This window comes from Micromonospora sp. CPCC 205739, assembly GCF_036906795.1.
Lineage (GTDB): Bacteria > Actinomycetota > Actinomycetes > Mycobacteriales > Micromonosporaceae > Micromonospora.
The window spans coordinates 248,115-268,557 of the sequence record NZ_JBAKHS010000007.1 but is presented as its reverse complement, the minus strand read 5'-3'; the positions used below and the strand labels follow the sequence as shown (position 1 = coordinate 268,557).

The window sequence follows — 20,443 nt, the reverse complement described above, 5'->3', positions numbered from 1 at the left end:
CCCGGTCAGGACGTCGGGACTACCCGCGGCCGTGCCTGCGGCAAACGCGGACGGCGGGTGGCGGGTACCACCAGCGGGGTGCCGGTCTCCGGGTCCTCGACGATCCGGCACGGCAGCCCGAACACCTCCTGGACCAGCTCGGCGGTGACCACGTCCCGGGGGTCACCCTCGGCGACCACCCGGCCGTCGCGCATGGCGATCAGGTGGGTGGCGTACCGCGCGGCGTGGTGCAGGTCGTGCAGCACCGCCACCAGGGTGCGGCCCTGCTCCTCGTGCAGCCGGGCGCACAGGTCCAGCACCTCGATCTGGTGGGCGACGTCCAGCCAGGTGGTCGGCTCGTCGAGCAGCAGCAGCGGGGTCTGCTGGGCCAGCGCCATGGCGATCCAGACGCGCTGCCGCTGCCCGCCGGAGAGCTCGTCGACCGGCCGGTCCGCCAGCTCGGCGACGCCGGTGGCGGCCATCGACTCGGCGACCACCCGTTCGTCCTCCCGGGACCACTGCCGCAGCAGCCCCTGGTGCGGGTACCGGCCGCGGGCCACCAGGTCGGCCACCGTGATGCCGTCCGGCGCCACCGACGACTGGGGCAGCAGGCCGAGGGTACGGGCCACCGCCCGGGACGGCAGCGCGTGGATGTCCCGCCCGTCGAGCAGCACCGTCCCGGCGCGGGGCCGCAGCGTCCGGGCCAGGGCGCGCAGCAGCGTCGACTTGCCGCAGGCGTTCGGCCCGATCACCACGGTGAACGACCCGTCGGGTACGGCGACCGACAGCTCCTCGGCGACGACCCGTCGCTCGTACGCCAGGGTCAGCCCGACCCCGTCCAGGCGTGGGTTTCCCGACACGTGGTCTCCTTCAGTTCCGTCCCGCGCGACGCCGCGCGGCGAGCAGCCACACCAGGTACGTCCCGCCGAGCACCCCGGTCACCACGCCGACCGGCAGCTGCTGGCCGGTGAGGGCGCGCTGGGCCACCAGGTCCGCCGCGACCAGCAGCACCGACCCGGTGAGCGCCGAGGCCACCAGGTTCGGCCCCGGCGCGCGGGTGAGCCGGCGGGCCAGGTGCGAGGCGGTGAGCGCGACGAAGGAGACCGGCCCGGCGGCGGCCGCCGCGACGGAGGCGAGCAGCACCGCCGCGCCGAGCAGCACCTGCCGGACCCGGGCCACCGGCACGCCCAGCGCGGTGGCGGTCTCGTCGCCCAGCTCCACCATGGCCATTGCCCGGCCACCGGCGAGCACCACCGGGGTGAGCACCGTGAGGACGCCCAGCAGCGGCACCGCCTGCGCCCAGCCGCGCCCGTCCAGGCTGCCGGTGAGCCAGAGCACCGCCCGGGCGGCGTCCATCAGCGGCGCCCGGGTGAGCAGCCAGCCGTTGACGCCAGTGAGGATCGCCATGACGCCGATGCCGACCAGGACGAGCCGGTGACCGGCCAGCCCCCGGCTGCCGGCGACGGCCCGGATCAGCAGGCCGGTGCCGAGCCCGCCGACCAGCGCCGCGCCGGACAGCGCCAGGCTGCTGCCGCCGAGCACCACGACGACCAGCCCACCGGTGGCCGCTCCCTGGGTGATGCCGACCATGTCCGGGCTGCCGAGCGGGTTGCGCAGCAGCGTCTGGACCACCGCGCCGGACAGCGCCAGGGCGGCCCCGACGCCCAGCGCGGTGACCAGCCGGGGCAGGCGCAGTTCGCCGACGATGAACTCCTCGGCCGCGCTGCCGCCGCCGGTCAGCGTGCGCAGCACGTCGGCGGGGCTCATCGGGTAGTCGCCGCCGCCCACGGCGAGCACGCCGAGGACGACGGCGAGCAGCGCGGTGCCGGCGACGACGACCAGCGACCGGGGGCGCCAGCGCAGCGAACGGCCGCCGGCGGTGCGCAGGACGGTCATCGCCGGGCCACCAGACGCAGGAAGAGCGGCCCGCCGAGCACGGCGGTGACCAGGCCGACCTGGAGTTCGCCGGGGCGGCCCAGCACCCGGCCCAGCACGTCGGCGCCGAGCAGCAGGACGGGCGCGTACAGCGCGCAGGCGGGCAGCAGCCAGCGCAGGTCCGGCCCGGTCAGCACGCGGACCAGGTGCGGCACGAGCAGCCCGACGAAGACGATCGGCCCGCAGGCGGCGGTGGCCGCGCCGCAGAGCAGCGTGACCGCCGCGATCGCCCCGCCGCGCACCAGGGCCGGTCGGGCGCCGAGCGCCCGCGCCGTGTCGTCGCCCAGGGCCAGCGCGTTCAGCGACCGCGCGCCCGCCAGGGCGACCAGCAACCCGGCCACCACGAAGGGCGCCACGGTACGCAGGGTGGCGAACTCGGCGCCGGCCAGCGAGCCGACCGTCCAGAACCGCAGCCGGTCCAGCGAGGCGGCGTCGAGCAGCATGACCGCGCTGACGTACGAGTAGAGCACCGCGTTCAGTGCCGCCCCGGCCAGCGCGAGGCGGTCCGGGGTGGCCTGCCGGCCGCCGCCGACCGCGTACACCCCGGCGGTGACGGTGGCCGCGCCGAGCAGGGCGAACCACACCCAGCCGCCGGCGGTGCCGACGCCGAGCAGGGCGGTGGCGGTGGCGACCGCCGCGGCGGCACCGGCGTTGATGCCGAGCAGTCCCGGGTCGGCCAGGGGGTTGCGGGTGAGCGCCTGCATCAGCGCCCCGGCCACCCCGAGCGCCGCGCCGGCGAGCAGGCCGAGCAGCGTCCGGGGCAGGCGCATCCGGTGCACCACGGCGTGTTCGGGGGAGGCCGCGGAGACCAGCCCCTGCCAGACCTCGGTGGCCGAGAGCGGTCGGGCGCCGACGGCGATGCTCAGCACCGCGACGACGAGCAGGAGCAGCAGCCCGGCGGCGAGCGCCACGGCCGGGCCGGCACGGCGGGTGGGTGGGGCCGGCGCCGGGGCGGCGGCGAGCGTGGTGACGGACAGGATCGGCTCCGGGGGGAAACGGCATGGCACCGGTTGACTTCGGGTTAGGTTAGGTTAACCTAACCCGGCCATCGCGGATCATCGCGGTCCGGTCCTGATCGAAAGACGTCATCATGCCTGCTTCCACGTCCGCCCGCGGACTCTCCCGCCGGGGCCTGCTCGCCGCCGGCGGCGCCACTCTCGCCACCCTCCTCGTCGGCTGCGGCCAGGACGACAAGTCCGGCTCCACCGGCGCCAAGGGCTCGGCCGGCCCCTGGTCGTTCACCGACGACCGGAACCAGAAGATCGAGCTGGCGAGCGCCCCGACCCGGGTCGTCGCCTTCACCGGGGTCGCCGCCGCGCTGGTCGATTTCGGACTCGACTCGCAGATCGTCGGCGTGTTCGGCGAGACCACCCGTAGCGACGGCTCGGTCGACCCGCAGGCGGGCGGCCTCGACGTCGACCGGGTCACCGTGCTCGGCAACGTCTGGGGCGAGTTCAACGTGGAGAAGTACGCCGGGCTGCGCCCCGAGCTGCTGGTCACCCACATGTACGACCCCGGCGCCCTCTGGTACGTGCCGGACGAGAGCCGCGACAAGATCCTCGCCCTGGCGCCCAGCGCCACCGTCACCACCGCCCGGGTGCCGATGACCCGCCCCATCGAGCGGTACGCCGAACTCGCCCGCTCCCTCGGCGCCGACCTGAGCGCGAAGAAGGTCACCGACGCCAAGGCGCGCTTCGAGGCCGCCGCCGAGTCGGTCCGCCAGGCGGTCAAGGCCAACCCCGGCATCCGGGTGCTCGCCGCCTCCGGCAGCCCCGACCTGTTCTACGTCTCCAACCCGAAGGTCAGCACCGACCTGATGTACTTCGCCGAGCTGGGCGTCGACATCGTGGTGCCGAACAAGCTCGCCACCGGCGACTACTTCGAGAGCCTGAGCTGGGAGAACGCCGGCAAGTTCCCCGCCGACCTGATCCTGCTCGACAACCGGTCCACCGCGTTGCAGCCCGAGGACCTCGCGGCGAAGCCCACCTGGCAGCAGCTGCCCGCCGTCCGCGCCAACCAGGTCACCCCGTGGGACGCGGTGCCCCGCTTCTCGTACGCGGGCGCGGCGCCGCTGCTGGAGAACCTGGCCACCGCCATCCGGTCGGCCAAGCGGGTCGGCTGACGCCGTGACCACCGGCACCGCGACGCCCGTCGCCCTGCGCTACCGCTTCTACACCGCCCAGGTCCGGCACACCCGGCGGATCGGCGCCTCGCTGATCCGGGTCACCCTGGCCGGGGACGAGCTGGCCGCGTTCGCGGGCGGCGGCCGGGACCAGAGCGTCTCGCTCTTCCTGCCGCACCCCGGACAGCCCGAACCGGTGGTCCCGCTCGACGCGGGCGACGACTGGTACGGCCGGTGGCGGGCCACCGACCCGGCCGTCCGCGCGGTGATGCGCTCCTACACCATCAGCGCGCAGCGGCCGGAGGCGTGCGAGGTGGACGTCGACTTCGTCCACCACGGCGACAGCGGCCCGGCCACCCGCTGGGCGGCGCGGGCCCGGCCGGGGGACCGGCTCGTCCTGCTCGGCCCGGCCGAGCACGACAACCGCAGCGTCTGCTTCCGGCCGCCGTCCGGCACCGACCACGTCCTGCTCGCCGCCGACGAGACGGCGCTGCCCGCCGCCGCCGGCATCCTGGCCTGGCTGCCCGCCGACGCCACCGTCCGGGCCTGGATCGAGGTGCCGCACGCCGCCGATGTGCGGGAACTGCCCACCGCGGCGCACGCGGAGGTGCGCTGGCTGGTCCGGGGCACCACCCCGCCCGGCAGCGGCCTGCTGGTCGAGGCGATCCGCGCCGCCCGGTTCCCGGCCGGCGTCCCGTACGCCTGGATCGCCGGTGAGTCCTCGACCGTGCGGGCGGTCCGCCGGCACCTGGTCGCCGAGCGCGGCCTGGACCGGCGGCGGGTGACCTTCGCCGGCTACTGGCGGCGCGGCGCGTCGGAGGAGCAACTGCGCGCGGAGGCGCTCTAGCCGTCGAAGGCGGCCAGGTCGAGTCGGCGCAGCCGGTCGGCGTCGGAGAGCACATCGACGGCGACGATCCGGCCGTCGGCGACGGTGAAGCCCAGCACCGACAGCGGCCGGCCCTGCGCGACGACCACCGCGCCCGCGGCCCCGTTGACCAGCGCCGGCCGCATGAACGGGTAGAGCCGTCCGAAGGTCACCGCCTGCCCGGCGACCGTCCGCGCGCCGGTGAGCACGACCGTGTGGCGGCTGCCCGGGCCGGCGTCGGAGCGCAGCACGACGTCGGGGTGGAGCACGGCGACGAGCGCGTCGAAGTCGCCGTCGCGGGCGGCGGCGAAGAACGCGTCGACCACCTCCCGCTGCCGGGCGAGGTCCGGGTCGGGTACGGGGGACTGCCCGCGTACCCGCCGGCGGGCGCGGCTGGCCAGTTGCCGCGCGGCAGCCGGGGACCGCTCCTAGGCCACCGCCCGTAGCCGGGGCCGGTGCTCCTCGAACCGATCCGTCAACCAGTCGTGCTCGTCCACCGCCGTCACGTCGCCCCATCGTGGTGTGCCACGTGAGTAGACACACCCGGCCGACCGGATGCGACCGCCGGTCGGCTCGAGGTGAAGGTTTGCCGGGGGTGGGGCGTACCCGGGAAGGGTCAGGCGGCCTCGGCGGCCGTCCGGGGGCGGCGGCCGGGCAGGGCCGTCAGCTCGCGCTCCGACTCCCACCGGTCGTCCCGGCCCGGGTCGGCGATCTCCTCCGGCGCGTCGCCGGAGAGCGCCAGCGCGCGCCGCGCCTGGCGCGCCGCGTCGCACGGCCACTCCTGGTGGTCGCAGAGCAGGTTGTCGCAGTGCCCGGTCTGATCCGGCTGGTGTGCGTCCACCACGTCGGCGGCGAGCCGCCACAGGAGCGGGTCGGTCACCCCGGCGGGCGCGGTGCCCCGGTCACGCGGCTGCGGTCGGTCGGTCTCGGACACGGTCTCCCCCTTTGTCGGTACCGGGGGAAAGTCTCCACTCGCACCCCCGGTAAACGCCTAACCGCAGTGGTCAACGCCACGTTGACCGGTTGACCTCCGCCGGTCCTGGGCACCAGCAGGAGATGACGACTCGACGGGTGACGGCGGCGGGACTCGGCGCGTGGCTGGTCAAGGGCAACGCGGACGCGGCCGACCTGGCGGCCCGCTTCGCCGCCGATCCCCGGGTGACGAGCTGGTGCGTCCGCCCGGGCTACCGGTCCCGCCTGATGCGGGCCGGTCAGCCGGTGGTGCTCTGGGCCAGTGGCAGCCGGGGTCGCCTGACGTACGGGGTCTGGGGGGTGGGGCGCCTCACCGGGCCGGCCGTGCCCGGGTCGCCGGGTGAGTCGTGGTCGGTGCCGCTGGAGCTGACCGTGCTGGACCCGGGTGACCGGGTGCCCCGGGAGCGGCTGCGGGCCGACATTCGGCTGGCCGGGGCGGAGGTCCTCCGCCAGCCGCAGGGGGCCAACCCCTCCTGGCTGACCGTCGCCGAGTTCGCCGCCCTCCGGGAGCACCTGCCGCCGGCCTGAGCCGGCCTGAGCCGGCCTCCGGTCACAACCGCCCGGTTCCCCGGGTTTGCGGCGCGCCGTCCCGGGCATCCGCGGACCACACGGACTCCGACGGAGGTGGTGGACATGGTGAACAGGCCTGGCCGAGGGGCGCCGGCGACCGCCGCGTCCCCCGTCCGTCGCGCCGCCCAGGCGGTCGGCGTGCTCTTCCTGCTGATCGGGGTGCTGGGCTTCATCCCCGGCATCACCACGAACTTCGACACCATGATGTTCGCCGGGCACCACTCGAAGGCGAATCTGCTCGGGCTCTTCCAGGTGTCGATCCTGCACAACCTGGTGCACCTGGCGTTCGGCGTCGCCGGGCTCGCCCTGGCGCGGACCGTCTCCGGCGCGCGGATGTACCTGCTCGCCGGTGGCGCGATCTACCTGGTGCTCTGGCTCTACGGCCTGGTGGTCGGCCAGGAGACCGGCGCCAACTTCGTCCCGCTCAACACCGCGGACGACTGGCTGCACCTCTTCCTCGGGCTCGGCATGATCGGGCTGGGGGTGGCGTTGACCCGCCGCCCCGCCGGCGCCCGCCGCTGATCCTCGTCCGACGACGCCGCGCCCCTCACAGGGGCGCGGCGTCGTCGGGTGTGTGACCGACGCCCCTGCACTCTTGCCTATGCAACTCGTTGCATAGCAGGATGCCCGCATGGCCCTCGAGCACGCGATCCTGGTCTCCCTGCTGGAGCAGCCGGCCTCCGGTTACGAGCTGGCCCGCCGCTTCGACCGCTCGATCGGCCGCTTCTGGACCGCCACCCACCAGCAGATCTACCGGGTGCTCAAGCGGATGGAGAGCGACGGCTGGGTCACCGCCGAGGAGGTCGGCCAGGACGGCCGCCCCGACAAGCGGTCCTGGTCGGCCACCCCCGCCGGCCAGGCCGCGCTCGCGGACTGGCTGCGTGCGCCGGTGCAGCCCGAGGCGGTCCGGCACGAGCTGGCCGTCAAGATCCGTGGCGCCGCCTTCGCCGACCGGGCCGGCCGCGCCGAGCTGATCGCCGAGGTCGAGCGCTACCGCGCCGACCACGAGGCCGTCCTCGCCAGCTACCTGGCCGGCGAGCGCCGCGACTTCCCGGCGCCCGACCCCGGCGACGCCCGCGCGGCACTCCAGCACGTCGTGCTGCGCGGCGGCATCGCGTACGAGCGGATGGTGCTGGCCTGGCTCGACGACGTCCTCGCCACCCTGCGCGACCTCGCCCGCTGACCCCCCACCTCCGGAAGGGACCCCCCCATGGCCGACCCGTTGCTCAATCCGCGCACCTACGACCCCGCCCACCTCGACTCCGAGTCCCGCCGGCTGCTGCGCGCCACCGTCGACTTCTTCGAGCAGCGCGGCAAGAAGGCGTTGGTCGACAGCTACAACGACCACGCCTGGTACGGCGACTTCCTCGACTTCGCCGCCAAGTCCGGCCTCTTCGCCGCGTTCTGCACCCCGGCCGCCGACGGCGGCGGCGACCCGGCCAAGCGCTGGGACACCGCCCGCAACGCCGCGCTCAGCGAGGTGCTCGGCTTCTACGGCCTCGGCTACTGGTACACCTGGCAGGTCACCGTCCTCGGCCTCGGCCCGGTCTGGCAGAGCGACAACGCCGCCGCCCGGGCCCGCGCCGCCGAGCTGCTCGACGCCGGGCACGTGATGGCGTTCGGCCTCTCCGAGCGCAGCCACGGCGCCGACATCTACTCCACCGACATGCTGCTCACCCCGGACGGCGAGGGCGGCTTCCGGGCCACCGGCGGCAAGTACTACATCGGCAACGGCAACGTCGCCGGCCTGGTCTCCGTCTTCGGCCGACGCGCCGACGTCGAGGGCCCCGAGGGGTACGTCTTCTTCGCCGCCGACAGCCGGCACCCCGCGTACCGCCTGGTGCGCAACGTGGTGAACGCGCAGATGTACGTCAGCGAGTTCCGGCTGGAGGACTATCCGGTGCGCGCCGAGGACGTGCTGCACACCGGCAAGGCCGCCTTCGACGCGGCGCTCAACACGGTCAACGTCGGCAAGTTCAACCTCTGCACCGCCTCGATCGGCATCTGCGAGCACGCCATGTACGAGGCGGTCACCCACGCCCACAACCGGGTGCTCTACGGCCGGCGGGTCACCGACTTCCCGCACGTGCGCCGGGAGCTGACCGACGCGTACGCCCGGCTCGTCGCGATGAAGCTGTTCAGCGACCGGGCGGTGGACTACTTCCGCTCGGCCGGCCCCGACGACCGCCGCTACCTGCTGTTCAACCCGATGACCAAGATGAAGGTGACCACCGAGGGCGAGAAGGTCGTCGACCTGCTCTGGGACGTCATCGCCGCCAAGGGCTTCGAGGCGGACACCTACTTCGACAAGGCCGCCCGGGACATCCGGGGCCTGCCCAAGCTCGAGGGCACCGTGCACGTCAACCTCGCCCTGATCTTGAAGTTCATGGCCAACTACCTGTTCCGGCCGGCCGAGTTCCCGCCGGTGCCCACCCGGCACGACCCGGCCGACGACGAGTTCCTGTTCCGGCAGGGCCCGGCCCGGGGGCTCGGCGCGATTCGCTTCCACGACTGGCGGGCCGCGTACGACGCGCACGCCGGGGTGCCGAATGTGGCCCGGTTCCGGGAGCAGGCCGACGGGCTCTGCGCGCTGCTGTCCGCGCACGCGCCGAGCGAGGAGCAGCAGCGGGACCTGGACTTCCTGCTCGCCCTCGGGCAGCTCTTCGCGCTGGTCGTCTACGGTCAGCTGATCCTGGAGCAGGCCACCCTGACCGGCCTGGACGCCGACTTGCTGGACGAGATCTTCGACATCCTGGTCCGCGACTTCTCCGGCCACGCCACCGAACTGCACGGCAAGGCGGCCACCACCGACGCGCAGGCGGCGTGGGCGCTGACCCAGGTCCGCCGGCCGGTGGCCGACCCGCAGCGCACCGCCCGGGTCTGGTCCCAGGTGGAGGCGCTCTCCGGCGCGTACGAGATGAACCCCTGACGGATTCGTCGAGCCCGGAATGCGGCGGGTCGGGGTGTCGGAGCGCCCCGACACCCCGACCCGCCGCAGACCGGCGTGGCGGTCAGGCCGGCAGCAGCGCGGCTCCTTCGGGGCGCCGGTCGGGCAGCTCGCGGCGGGCCCAGGCGGTGGTGAGCAGGACCAGCGCCGCGATGTAGGTGACCATCACCAGCAACCGGCGCCCGGGCAGCTCCGCCCCGGCCGCGCCGAGCCCGATCAGCGCGTCGGAGACCAGGAAGAGCGCCCCACCGGCGGCCGCCCGGCGGGAGACCCCCACCGAGGCGGCGGCCATCAGGCTCAGCGCCAGGCTGTAGCCGAGCACCGGCAGCCGCAGGTCGCCCAGCCGCCCCCAGAGCAGCGTGTTCGCGCCCGCCCAGAGCGCCAGATAGCCGCCGAACGCGGCCAGCGGCGCCCGCCGGTGCCGCAGGAAGGCGGTCAGCAGGCAAAGCTGGGTGCCGAGGAAGCACCCCATCCCGACCAGGAACGCGGTGGTGCCGGGCAGCAGCAGCGCCACGTCACCCGCCGTCGCGAACACCAGGCCGGCCGCCACCAGGTCCCACCTGCGGCGTACGCGCAGCAGCCAGGCCAGCAGCAGCGGCGCCAGCAGCGGCTTCGCCGCCCACTGCAGAGCGGGTACGTCGAGTGCGACGCCGGCCAGTTCGACGGCGACGACCGCCGCGTACAGCCCGGGCCAGAGCCGCCTCATCGGGCGGGCTGCCAGCCGGGCCGGCCGAAGACGTGCCCCAGCCGGTGCCGCCAGGACGTGTCCCGCCGGACGTCGGCCCAGATCGCCGCGTACTCGTGGGTGGCCACCCGCAGCGGGTTGTAGGTGTTGATGTTCTTGGTCAGGCCGTACCGGACGGCGGCGCGTTCGGGCTCGAAGCTGCCGAAGAGCCGGTCCCAGACGATCAGGATGCCGCCGTAGTTGCGGTCGAGGTACTCGGTGTTGGCGCCGTGGTGGACCCGGTGGTGCGACGGGGTGTTGAAGATCCATTCGATCGGCCGGGGCAGCACGTCGATCCGCTCGGTGTGCAGGAAGAACTGGTACAGCAGGCTGATCGACTGCTGGAGGAAGATCATCCACGGCGGGATGCCGAGCAGCGCCAGCGGCAGCCAGAACGGCAGCGAGGTCATCGGCGTCGTCCAGCCCTGCCGCAGTGCGGTGGAGAGGTTGTAGAACGTGCTGGAGTGGTGCACCACGTGGGCGGCCCAGAACAGGCGTACCTCGTGGTGGGTGCGGTGGAACCAGTAGTAGGCCAGGTCTTCGGCGAAGAAGAGCAGCACCCAGGTCCAAATGCTGGTGGGGGAGAGCTGCACCGGGGCGAGGGTCCACAGCCCCACGTAGAGGCCGACGGTGAGCAGCCGCCAGGGAGTGCCGATGAGCACGCTCCCGACGCCCATGGTCAGGCTGGTGGTGGTGTCGCGCAGCTCGTAGCCGCGTTCGTCGTCGTCGGGGGCGAAGCGGTACGACAGCGCTTCCACGACGACGAGCAGCAGGAACGCGGGTACGGCATAGAGCACGGCGGGGATCATGCTCGGCATTCCCTTCCTGGTCCGGTGGCGGGGGTGGTGAGCGAGGCGGTGAGCAGCGCGTGGGCCTGCGCGGCGGCGTCGTCGCCGCGCCCGTCGGCGATCGCCTCGGCCAGCCGGCGGTGGCCGGTGACGTCCAGCAGCTCGGCGGCGCGCCGCTCGGGCGGCACCTCGCCGACGGCCACCGCCCCGGCGACCAGGCTGTTGAAGGACAGCAGGTACGCCGTGTTGCCGGAGCCGTCGACGATGTCCCGCCAGAGCACGATGTTGGCCTTGTCCATCGCGTGCAGGTCCGGCGCGAGCGCCGCGTACGCCTCGACGTCGCGGGTGACGCTGCTCCGCAGCTCGGCGTCGGCCCGCTCGGCGCAGAGCCGGGCGGCGTCCACGCCGACGCAGGCGCGCATCTCCAGCATGTCCCGCACCAGCGTGTCGACGGGGAGCACGTCGCCGGACTGCACGAGGGACAGCGCCAGGTCGAGACCGGCGTGCACCCGCCAGTCGAGCACCCGGGTGGCGCCGCCCTGGCTGACCCGGAGCAGGCCGAGCTGTTGCAGCCGCCGCAGCGCCTCGCGGACGGCGTGCCGGTTGACCGCGAACGCGGCGGCCAGTTCCCGTTCGCCCGGCAGCGGTTCGTCGGGGCGGTAGCGGCCGCTGACGATGGCGTCGCGGAGCTGGCCGAAGACGTGGTCGGCGACGGAGCTGCGGGGGACGGGTACGAAGGCCACGGCAGCAGTGTGACCCCGCGCACATCAACCCGTCAACTGGTTGGACCAGTCCGCGTACCCGAAAAAGACGGCGGCCGGGTGTGGTTCACCCGGCCGCCGTCGCGTCGACGTCAGGCCCGGCCGCGCTCCCGCCGGTAGCGGCGGATCAGCCCGGCGGTGGAGGAGTCCACGTCGGAGAGGTCCGGGGCGTCACCGGTCAGCTTCGGCGCGAGCTGGTTGGCCATCACCTTGCCCAGCTCCACGCCCCACTGGTCGAACGGGTTGATGTCCCAGATCGCGCCCTCGGTGAAGACGATGTGCTCGTAGAGCGCGATCAGCTGACCGAGGGTGCCCGGGGTCAGCTTCGGCGCGATGATCGAGGTGGTCGGGTGGTTGCCCGGCATCACCCGGTGCGGCACCACGCCCGCCTTCGTCCCCTCCGCCTCGACCTGCTCCTTCGTCCGCCCGAACGCCAGGGCGGCGGTCTGCGCGAAGAAGTTCGACATGAACAGGTCGTGCATGTCGCCGAGGTCGTGGTTGGGCTGGCTGAACGCGATGAAGTCGGCCGGGATCAGCAGGGTGCCCTGGTGGATCAGCTGGTAGAAGGCGTGCTGGCCGTTGGTGCCCGGCTCGCCCCAGAAGATCTCGCCGGTCGGGTGGTCGACCGGGGTGCCGTCCAGGGTCACCGACTTGCCGTTGCTCTCCATGGTCAACTGCTGCAGGTACGCCGGGAACCGGTGCAGGTACTGCGAGTACGGCAGCACGGCGTGGGTCTGCGCGCCCAGGAAGTTGACGTACCAGACGTTGAGCAGGCCGAGCAGGGCCGGCAGGTTGCGCTCCACCGGCGTGGTCCGGAAGTGCTCGTCCACGGCGTGGTAGCCGGCCAGCAGCTCCCGGAACCGCTCCGGCCCCACCGCCAGCATCACCGACAGGCCGACCGCCGAGGGCAGCGAGTACCGGCCGCCCACCCAGTCCCAGAAGCCGAACATGTTCTGCGGGTCGATGCCGAAGTCGCGGACCCGCTGCTCGTTGGTGCTCACCGCGACGAAGTGCTTCGCGATCGCCGCGTCGTCCTCGGCGTCCAGCCCGGACAACAGCCACGTCCGCGCCTGGTTGGCGTTCGCGAGGGTCTCCTGGGTGGAGAACGTCTTCGACACCACCACGAAGAGCGTGGTCGCCGGGTCCAGGTCCTGAGTCTTGTCGTGGATGTCGGTCGGGTCGATATTGGACACAAACCGGCAGGTGATGCCCGCGTCCCGGTACGCCTTCAGCGCCTCGTACGCCATCACCGGCCCGAGGTCCGACCCGCCGATGCCGATGTTGACCACGGTGCTGATCCGCTCGCCGGTGTGCCCGCGCCACTGGCCGGAGCGGACCCGCTCGGCGAACGCCGCCATCCGGTCCAGCACCCGGTGCACGTCGGCGACCACGTCCTGGCCGTCCGCGATCAGGGTGGCGTCCCGGGGCAGCCGCAGCGCGGTGTGCAGCACCGCCCGGTCCTCGGTGGAGTTGATGTGCCGCCCGGCGAACATCGCGCAGATCCGGTCGGTCAGCCGGACCCGCTCGGCCAGCGCGGTGAGCAGGCCCAGCGTCTCGTCGGTGACCAGGTTCTTGCTGTAGTCGACGTGCAGGTCGGCCACCTCGCCGGTGAGCCGCTCACCCCGCTGCGGGTCGGCCGCGAACAGCTCCCGCAGGTGGGTGCCGCGGATCGTCTCGGCGTGCTTGCGCAGCGCCTGCCATTCGTCGGTGGTGGTCACACTCGCAGCCATCGGGTCGATCTTCTCCTTCACGACGGATCGCCGGCGGCCCTCGTCGCACCCGTCGCCGGCTCGCCGTCCAGCCTGCCACCCGGGGCGGGTCGGCGCGACGCGACGCGGCAGACCCGTCCCGACGGGTGGTCGGCGACACGCCCCTGCCACACGTGTACGACACGCCGCTCACGCGGAGACACTGCCTCGTGGCGGACAGTAAGCTCGCTCTGCCCTGCCCCTCGGCCCGGGAGGACCCATGGCGACGGTGATCGGCCCCCGCCGCTCGTCCGGACAGGACGCCCCCTCCGACGACGCCGACGAGCTGGAGCTGCCGGAGCTGGAGGACGGCCACTGGATGCACCGCGCGACCGAGTTCGCGCACACCAGCTTCCGGTCGGTCGCCCGGCGGCTGCCCCACCTGGTCCGGGAGGCGGTCACGCTGGCCTGGGCCACCAGCCGGCGCGACACCCTCGCGGCGATCGGGCTGAACCTCGCGGCCGGGGTGATGACCACCCTCGGGCTGCTCGCCACCACCGGCGTGCTGCGGGAGCTGTTCGCCGCCGGCCCGACCCCCGACCGGGTCCGCGCCGCGTTGCCGTCGCTGGTCCTGGCCGCGCTGGCGGTGAGCGCCCGGGGCACTCTCACCGTGGCCGCCGGCTGGGCGCAGGCCCGGCTGATCCCGCAGATCAACTACCAGGTGGAGCTGCGGCTCTTCGAGGCCACCACGGCGGTGGAGCTGGCCGCCTTCGACGACGCCGGCTTCGCCGAGGAGATGGACCGGGTCCGGGACCGGGGGATGGCCGAGGCGGCGTCCATCGTCGACCACACCGTCAACCTGATCACCGGTGTGGTCGGCGTGCTGGCCACCGCCGTGGCGGTGACCGTGATCCAGCCCGTGCTCCTGCCGTGCCTGCTGCTCGCCGCAGTGCCCGAGGCGGTCACCGCGGTCCGGATGGCCCGCCGGCAGTACCTCGCCATGCTGGCCCGGATCACCCGTCGCCGCCGGATGTGGATGCTGGCGCACCTGATGGCCAACCGGCGCACCGCCGTCGAGGTCCGGGCCTACCAGATGCGCGACTTCCTGCTGGGCGAGTTCCGCCGCGTGATGGCCGTGGAGACCCGGGCCGAGCTGCGCCTGGTGCGGGCGCAGAGCGCCACCCGGGCGGTCGGCATGTCCGCCTCCGGTACCGCCGCCTTCGGGGTGTACGCCGTGCTCGGCGGGCTGCTGCTCACCGGCGTGGTGGCGCTGGCCGCCGCGGCGACCGCCCTGCTGGCGTTGCAGTCGGCCCGGTCCAGCCTCGGCATCGCCGTCTTCGCCACCAACAACCTCTACGAGGACGCCCTCTACTACCAGGACTACCGGGACTTCCTCGACCGGGCGCGGGGGCGGATCGCGGCGGGACAGGGCCGCCCGGCGCCCGGGTTCGACACCATCGCGCTCGACCGGGTCAGCCTCCGCTACCCGGATACCGACACCCCGGCCGTGGACGAGGTCTCGCTGACCGTCCGCCGGGGTGAGGTGGTCGCTCTGGTCGGCGAGAACGGCTCCGGCAAGACCACCCTGGCCAAGCTGATCGCCGGCCTCTACCGCCCCACCGGTGGGGTGATCCGCTGGGACGGCGTGGACGCCGCCGAGCTGGACCAGGCCCAGACCGCGGCCCAGGTGGCGGTGGTGACCCAGGAGTACTGGAAGTTCCCCTTCACCGCGGGGCAGAACATCCGCATCGGCCGGCACGACCGCCCCGCCGACCAGGCCGGCCCGACCGTGGAGGACGCCGCCCGCGCCGCCGCCGCGCACGACATGATCGCCGACCTGCCGTTCGGGTACGACACCCTGCTCGACCGGGAGTTCAAGAAGGGCCAGGACCTCTCCGGCGGCCAGTGGCAGCGGCTCGTCGCCGCCCGGGGCCTCTACCGGGACGCCCGGCTGCTGATCTGCGACGAGCCCTCCGCCGCCCTCGACGCGCGGGCCGAGCACGCCCTCTTTGCGCACCTGCGCCGCCGTCCCGACCGGGCCGTCGTCCTGATCACCCACCGGCTGGCCAACGTCCGGCACGCCGACCAGATCTTCGTGATGGACCGCGGCCGGCTGGTGCAGCACGGCACCCACGAGGAGTTGATGGCCGCCGACGGGCTCTACCGGGAGCTGTTCGAGCTCCAGGCCAGCGGGTACCTGGCCGGGACGGACGCGGCATCCGGTGGCGCGGCGACCGGCTGAGCCGGGTGGGTGGTAGGCCCGTCGTCGAAACTTTCGGCATCTCACGCGCCGGACGAACCCCGACCTTTGCTCCTTCAGCCTGGACATGCCGGGCAGCGGATCGGCCGGATGAGACATCGATTTTCGTTGAAGTATCGGAAAGCTTTCGGTACCGTCGGGGCGGGAACCCCTCGACCCTCGCGGTGACGGTCGCAGCGTGGCGGATCCCGGCGCGGCCTCCGGGCGGGCGCGTCGGGCGACGGAGCCGGTCACCGCGTCGGGCGGCGGTCGAGGCGCGCCGTCCCACCCCCACTGTCGAAAGGTTACCTGTCATGACCCACGTCCCCGTCCGCCCGGGCGGACGATCGACGACCCGGGCCCGGCTCCGCGCAGCCCTGGTGGCGACCGCCGCGGGTGTCGCCGCCCTCGGTACGACGCTCGCCCTGGCGCCCGGCGCCAGCGCCGCCACCACCCTGGGCGCGTCCGCCGCCCAGACCGGCCGCTACTTCGGTACGGCGGTGGCCGCGAACAAGCTGTCCGACGCCACCTACGTCGGGATCCTCAACCGCGAGTTCACCTCGGTCACGGCCGAGAACGAGATGAAGTGGGACGCGACCGAGCCCACCCAGGGCCAGTTCACGTACGCCAACGCCGACCGCATCGTCAACCACGCGCGGGCCAACGGGATGCTGGTGCGCGGGCACGCCCTGGCCTGGCACTCGCAGCAGCCCGGCTGGGCGCAGAACCTCAGCGGCAGCGCGCTGCGCTCGGCGATGCTCAACCACGTCACCCAGGTGGCGACCTACTACCGGGGCCGGATCCACTCCTGGGACGTGGTGAACGAGGCGTTCGCCGACGGCGGCACCGGCGCCCGGCGCGACTCCAACCTCCAGCGCACCGGCAACGACTGGATCGAGGCGGCGTTCCGCGCCGCGCGGGCGGCCGACCCGACCGCCAAGCTCTGCTACAACGACTACAACACCGACGGGCAGAACGCGAAGAGCAATGCGGTGTACGCGATGGTGCAGGACTTCAAGGCCCGGGGCGTACCGATCGACTGCGTCGGCTTCCAGTCCCACTTCAACAGCGCCTCCCCGGTGCCCGCCGACTACCAGGCCAACCTCCAGCGCTTCGCCAACCTCGGCGTGGACGTGCAGATCACCGAGCTGGACATCGAGGGGTCCGGGTCGACCCAGGCCGACAACTACGCGCGGGTCGTCCGGGCCTGCCTCGCGGTGACCCGATGCACCGGCATCACCGTCTGGGGCATCCGGGACACCGACTCCTGGCGGGCCGGCGGCACCCCGCTGCTCTTCGACGGCAGCGGCAACAAGAAGCCGGCCTACACCGCCACGCTCGACGCGCTCAACGGCGGCGGCACCACCCCGCCGCCGACGACCACCCCGCCCACCACGCCGCCGCCGTCCACCCCGCCGCCCGGCGGAGCGTCCTGCACGGCCACCGTGTCGCTGGACTCCTGGACCGGCGGCTTCGTCGCCACCGTACGGGTCACCGCCGGCGCGTCGGCCGTCGGAAGCTGGACCGTCGGGCTCACCCTGCCCGCCGGCGCCGCGGTCACCAACACCTGGAACGCCCAGCCCAGTGGCGCCAGCGGCAGCCTGACCTTCCGCAACGTCAGCTACAACGGCCGCTTGGGCGCCGGCGCCAGCACCACGTTCGGCTTCCAGGGCACCGGCGTGGGCCCGTCCGCGACACCCACCTGCTCGGCGAGCTGAGCCTCGGTCCGGCGCGGAGGGTCCGCCCTCCGCGCCGGTCAGCCCTGCCGGGCGAAGAAGTCGGCCATGGCCCGGGTGTGCGTGGAGAAGGCCAGCTCGACGGGCTCGGTGAGGACCAGCCACTCGGTGGCCTCCTCGGTCGGCGCCGACGGGGGCAGGCCGTCGGCGGGCCGCTCCGGCAGCTCCCCGAAGATCATGATGGTGCCGCCGGCCGGTGCCCCGTGCACCGCGAACAGGCGTGCCTCGGCGGCCTCGCCGATCAGGCCGGTCTCCTCGCGCAGTTCCCGGACCAGCGCGTCGGCCCACTCCTCGCCGTACTCGATGAAGCCGCCCGGCAGGGCCAGCAGGCCCCGCGCGGGCTCGATGTCCCGGCGGACCACCACCAGGCCCACCCCGGCGTCGGTGCGCACCGGCAGCAGCGCCACGGCGACCGGCAACGGGTTGCGCCAGACGGTCTCGCCGCAGGTCGCGCAGACCCGGGGCCAGCCGGTGCCCGCCGGGTAGGCGGCGCCGCAGAAGGAGCAGTGCGAGTACGGAGCGCCCGTCATGTCGCCGCACGTTACCGGCCCGGCGACCGGCGCGCCTTCCCTCGGCCGCCCGTCCGCCACCCGGGGGCGAGGTGATCAGCCGGCCATCGCGCTGTGGTCCCCGCCCGCCGCGTTCCCGCTGCCGGATCGGCTGGGTCGCGGCGGCGAGCGCGGCTCACCCGCCCGGGGACCGGTCGGCCTCTTCCCGGAGCGCCTCCCGGGCCTGCATCAGCGCGAAGTCCAGCAGGTTCAGCCCTCGCCAGCGGGCCGGGTCCTCCGCGCGCGGGTCGTCGGCGGCCAGCCCGATGCCCCACACCCGGTCCACCGGGCTCGCCTCGACCAGCACCCGGTCCCCGGTGCCCAGCAGGTACGCCCGCAGGTCGTCGTGCTGGCCGAACTTGGCGACGCTGCCGGCGACCACGATGTCGTAGCGCCGGGCCTCCCACGTCGCCTGGTCGAAGCCGCGCACCTGGCGGCCCAGCGCCTTGGCCCGGTGCGGGTGGGCCGCGCCGAGGATCCGCTCGCCGATCTCCTCGTCGCCGAAGAGGGCCGCCTTGTGCCACATCATCCAGTGCTCGGCGGTGGGGAAGCGCCGGCCGCCCACGGTGAACGCCGCCGGCCACCACTGGCTCAGGCACCCCGCGCCGACGGTGCCGTCGCGCCGGGGCCGGTGCCCCCAGAAACAGAGGTACTTCACCCGTCGTCCACTCTCGACGAGGGCGGTGAGTTCGGCGGCTGCGGGGCGGCGGCATGCCCGACAGTCTCGCCCGGGGCACCGACAGTCCGCCTCCGGGTTTCACCCGCCGACGCCGACCGACGGGCGCGCCGGGCCGCGCGTATGCGGCCCGGCGTACCCCGGTCGGGTGGGCCTGCGGTCAGGCGGCCGGCGCGCCGGTGTAGAAGGCGGTGGTGCGTGCCGTCGCGGCCCGCGCGGCCTCCGGGTCGGTGCCGGCGGCGACGCTGGCCTCGCCCCAGCTCTCGCTGCTCAGGGTGACGAACCGCCGGCCCTCCTCGGAGCCCATCCATGCCTCGGCCTGCTCGGGCGAGATCCCGCTGCCGTCGGCGGCCAGGTGGGAGGCGAGGCCGAGCAGGCCCAGGTCCCAGCCGACGCCGACCGCGCCCGGACCGAACTCGGTCCAGCGCTCGTCGTCGACGTGCGCGACGTGCTCCAGCTCGAACCGGGTGCGCCCGTCGCCCTCCGGGGTGAGCCGGACCTCGATCCAGCTCACCTCGTCGCCGAATTCCCAGGTGGCGCCGAAGCTCTTCGGCGGGTCGCAGCGCTGGATCGTGCCGCCGGCGTTGCCCTCGAGCTGGTAGCGGCCGTGCAGCCGCAGCTCGCCGGAGACCGGCAGGAACCAGCGGGGGATGCGTTCGGGGTTGGTGCACGCGTCCCAGAGGTCCTCCAGCGGCGCGTCGTACGTCTGGCTGATGGTCATCACCCGGGCCTCGCCGGCCTCCAGGGTCCGGCTGCCCACGGTGCGCCGCACGGCGCTGATCTGCTGCGTGACGTCGGTCATCAGGGTTTCTCCTCGGTCGGGTCCTGCGGTGGGTGCAGGCGCCGTTCGCGTCTGCCGCGCGCCAGCTCGGTGGCGAGGGCATCCAGGGCCGGGGCCCAGAACCGGCGGAAGCCGGCCAGCCACTGGTCGACCTCGCGCAGCGGGCGCGGGTCGACGGCGTAGAGGCGGCGGGCGCCCTGCGGCCGGACGGTCGCGAAGCCGTTGTCCCGCAGCACCCGCAGGTGCTGCGAGACGGCGGGCTGCGAGATGCCGTACTCGCGCTGGATCACCGCGCAGACCTCCCCGGCGCTGAGCTCGCCGTCGGCGAGCAGCTCGAGAATGCGGCGGCGCACCGGGTCGCCGAGGACGTCGAAGGCGTGCACGAACCCTTTCTATCAGCCGAGGCTTATATAAGCAATCAGCCCAGCCGCGCGGCGACCGCGGCGCGCAGCTCGGGCAGTCGGCCGTGCAGCAGGCCCGGGCACTGGGTGTTGTTGAAGTCCTTGTGCCCGTAGATCTCGCTGGGCGCGATCCCGTACTGCTGGCAGGTGAAGGCGCAGAACGCGATCAGGCTGTTCCAGAGCGCCGCCGGCGGCTGCACGGTGAGGTAGGTGCCGTCGTTCTCGATGCCGATCGCCTGACTGTTCTGTCCGACGCAGTGCGCGCCCTGCACCATGGTCTGCCCGTGCAGCAGCGCGTACAGGCTGCCGTGCCGGCCTTCGGTGAGATGCCCGCCCCGGCTGTTGGTGAAGTGCTGCCCCGAGTCGAGCCAGCCGTTGCTGTCCATGTGCAGGTTCTGGATGTCGCGGGAGTTCGCGTACGCCTTGGCCAGGCTGTAGTCGGTGGTGTTCGGGAACGCCGTGTGGTGCACGATGATCTTGTTGGGTCGGCTCTGCACCACGCTGACCGGGGACGACGGGGGCCGGGCGCCCCAGGTCGCGCAGTTGGCGATCACGGGCTGGTCGACCCGGGTGGCGACGGCGCGGGCACCGCTGCCCCCGCCGAGCTGGGTCAGGGCGGAGACGCCGGCGGCGGCGCCGAGCAGGACCGCGCCGCGCAGCGCGGCCCGGCGGGACACGGGTACGGACATGGAGGCCTCCTTCGTCGGTGGG

The 20,443-nt window shown here is 73.9% G+C and carries 21 protein-coding genes and 1 pseudogene; 8 read left to right on the top strand and 14 right to left on the bottom strand.

Annotated elements, in window-relative coordinates:
• Nucleotides 1-5: 5 nt before the first annotated feature.
• Genes V6U88_RS13575 through V6U88_RS13565 form a run of 3 tightly spaced genes read right to left on the bottom strand, consistent with a single transcriptional unit; the run spans nt 6 to nt 2,921 of the window.
• Nucleotides 6-806, bottom strand: a complete 801-nt coding sequence (locus tag V6U88_RS13575; RefSeq protein ID WP_334453046.1) for an ABC transporter ATP-binding protein — start codon at nt 804-806, stop codon at nt 6-8.
• A 43-nt stretch (nt 807-849) separates the two neighbouring features.
• The gene (locus V6U88_RS13570; RefSeq protein ID WP_334452943.1) at nt 850-1,875 is read right to left on the bottom strand and encodes a FecCD family ABC transporter permease; all 1,026 of its coding nucleotides are present in this window, start codon (nt 1,873-1,875) and stop codon (nt 850-852) included.
• Nucleotides 1,872-2,921, bottom strand: coding sequence for a FecCD family ABC transporter permease (locus V6U88_RS13565; protein ID WP_442934623.1), 1,050 nt, complete (start codon nt 2,919-2,921; stop codon nt 1,872-1,874). The genes V6U88_RS13570 and V6U88_RS13565 overlap by 4 nt, the downstream gene beginning before the upstream one ends.
• An 83-nt stretch (nt 2,922-3,004) precedes the next feature.
• On the opposite strand from V6U88_RS13565, the gene V6U88_RS13560 reads away from it, so the two are divergent.
• The gene (locus tag V6U88_RS13560) at nt 3,005-4,036 is read left to right on the top strand and encodes an ABC transporter substrate-binding protein (protein WP_334452941.1); all 1,032 of its coding nucleotides are present in this window, start codon (nt 3,005-3,007) and stop codon (nt 4,034-4,036) included.
• 4 nt (nt 4,037-4,040) lie between these two features.
• On the top strand, nt 4,041-4,883 hold the full coding sequence (locus V6U88_RS13555) for a siderophore-interacting protein (RefSeq protein ID WP_334452939.1): 843 nt from the start codon (nt 4,041-4,043) through the stop codon (nt 4,881-4,883).
• Here V6U88_RS13555 and V6U88_RS13550 read toward each other — a convergent pair.
• Both V6U88_RS13550 and V6U88_RS13545 read right to left on the bottom strand, forming a co-directional pair.
• Complete coding sequence (locus V6U88_RS13550; RefSeq protein ID WP_334452938.1) at nt 4,880-5,227, bottom strand: hypothetical protein; 348 nt, start codon at nt 5,225-5,227, stop codon at nt 4,880-4,882. The two genes, V6U88_RS13555 and V6U88_RS13550, sit on opposite strands and share 4 nt — an antisense overlap.
• Before the next feature lie 290 nt (nt 5,228-5,517).
• A complete protein-coding gene (locus tag V6U88_RS13545; RefSeq protein ID WP_334452936.1) occupies nt 5,518-5,835 on the bottom strand; it encodes a hypothetical protein in 318 nt (105 codons plus the stop codon).
• Between the two features lie 122 nt (nt 5,836-5,957).
• On the opposite strand from V6U88_RS13545, the gene V6U88_RS13540 reads away from it, so the two are divergent.
• From V6U88_RS13540 to V6U88_RS13525, 4 genes are all read left to right on the top strand, one after another.
• On the top strand, nt 5,958-6,401 hold the full coding sequence (locus V6U88_RS13540) for a hypothetical protein (RefSeq protein ID WP_334452935.1): 444 nt from the start codon (nt 5,958-5,960) through the stop codon (nt 6,399-6,401).
• Nucleotides 6,402-6,506: 105 nt separating this feature from the next.
• Complete coding sequence (locus tag V6U88_RS13535) at nt 6,507-6,965, top strand: DUF4383 domain-containing protein (RefSeq protein ID WP_334452934.1); 459 nt, start codon at nt 6,507-6,509, stop codon at nt 6,963-6,965.
• Between the two features lie 109 nt (nt 6,966-7,074).
• Entirely contained in the window at nt 7,075-7,626 is a 552-nt protein-coding gene (locus V6U88_RS13530) for a PadR family transcriptional regulator (RefSeq protein WP_334452932.1), read from the top strand.
• A gap of 27 nt (nt 7,627-7,653) precedes the next feature.
• Nucleotides 7,654-9,372 carry an acyl-CoA dehydrogenase gene (locus tag V6U88_RS13525; RefSeq protein ID WP_334452931.1) on the top strand — a complete coding sequence of 573 codons (1,719 nt, stop codon included), beginning with the start codon at nt 7,654-7,656 and terminating at the stop codon, nt 9,370-9,372.
• A gap of 82 nt (nt 9,373-9,454) precedes the next feature.
• On the opposite strand, the gene V6U88_RS13520 is transcribed toward V6U88_RS13525, so the two are convergent.
• From V6U88_RS13520 to pgi, 4 genes are all read right to left on the bottom strand, one after another.
• Nucleotides 9,455-10,096, bottom strand: a complete 642-nt coding sequence (locus V6U88_RS13520; RefSeq protein ID WP_334452929.1) for a lysoplasmalogenase — start codon at nt 10,094-10,096, stop codon at nt 9,455-9,457.
• Nucleotides 10,093-10,923, bottom strand: a complete 831-nt coding sequence (locus tag V6U88_RS13515; RefSeq protein WP_334452927.1) for a sterol desaturase family protein — start codon at nt 10,921-10,923, stop codon at nt 10,093-10,095. The genes V6U88_RS13520 and V6U88_RS13515 overlap by 4 nt, the downstream gene beginning before the upstream one ends.
• Entirely contained in the window at nt 10,920-11,645 is a 726-nt protein-coding gene (locus V6U88_RS13510) for a FadR/GntR family transcriptional regulator (protein ID WP_334452924.1), read from the bottom strand. Before V6U88_RS13510 ends, V6U88_RS13515 begins: the two co-directional genes overlap by 4 nt.
• 110 nt (nt 11,646-11,755) lie before the next feature.
• Entirely contained in the window at nt 11,756-13,393 is a 1,638-nt protein-coding gene (gene pgi, locus V6U88_RS13505) for a glucose-6-phosphate isomerase (protein ID WP_334452923.1), read from the bottom strand.
• A gap of 238 nt (nt 13,394-13,631) precedes the next feature.
• Between pgi and V6U88_RS13500 the strand changes: the two genes are divergently transcribed.
• Both V6U88_RS13500 and V6U88_RS13495 read left to right on the top strand, forming a co-directional pair.
• Entirely contained in the window at nt 13,632-15,593 is a 1,962-nt protein-coding gene (locus V6U88_RS13500) for an ABC transporter ATP-binding protein (RefSeq protein ID WP_334452922.1), read from the top strand.
• 311 nt (nt 15,594-15,904) lie between these two features.
• The gene (locus V6U88_RS13495) at nt 15,905-17,308 is read left to right on the top strand and encodes an endo-1,4-beta-xylanase (RefSeq protein ID WP_334452921.1); all 1,404 of its coding nucleotides are present in this window, start codon (nt 15,905-15,907) and stop codon (nt 17,306-17,308) included.
• Between the two features lie 38 nt (nt 17,309-17,346).
• On the opposite strand, the gene V6U88_RS13490 is transcribed toward V6U88_RS13495, so the two are convergent.
• The 5 genes and pseudogenes from V6U88_RS13490 to V6U88_RS13470 all read right to left on the bottom strand — a co-directional run bounded on the left by V6U88_RS13490 (nt 17,347) and on the right by V6U88_RS13470 (nt 20,421).
• Nucleotides 17,347-17,856, bottom strand: coding sequence for an NUDIX domain-containing protein (locus V6U88_RS13490; protein WP_334452918.1), 510 nt, complete (start codon nt 17,854-17,856; stop codon nt 17,347-17,349).
• Between the two features lie 154 nt (nt 17,857-18,010).
• Nucleotides 18,011-18,587 (bottom strand): annotated as a pseudogene (locus V6U88_RS13485) (NADAR family protein).
• A gap of 123 nt (nt 18,588-18,710) precedes the next feature.
• Nucleotides 18,711-19,352, bottom strand: coding sequence for an SRPBCC family protein (locus tag V6U88_RS13480; RefSeq protein ID WP_334452915.1), 642 nt, complete (start codon nt 19,350-19,352; stop codon nt 18,711-18,713).
• Nucleotides 19,352-19,714 (bottom strand): ArsR/SmtB family transcription factor, encoded by a 363-nt coding sequence (locus tag V6U88_RS13475; RefSeq protein ID WP_334452913.1) that lies wholly within the window; start codon nt 19,712-19,714, stop codon nt 19,352-19,354. The genes V6U88_RS13480 and V6U88_RS13475 overlap by 1 nt, the downstream gene beginning before the upstream one ends.
• A gap of 35 nt (nt 19,715-19,749) precedes the next feature.
• Nucleotides 19,750-20,421 carry a peptidoglycan recognition protein family protein gene (locus tag V6U88_RS13470; RefSeq protein WP_334452911.1) on the bottom strand — a complete coding sequence of 224 codons (672 nt, stop codon included), beginning with the start codon at nt 20,419-20,421 and terminating at the stop codon, nt 19,750-19,752.
• Nucleotides 20,422-20,443 lie beyond the last annotated feature (22 nt).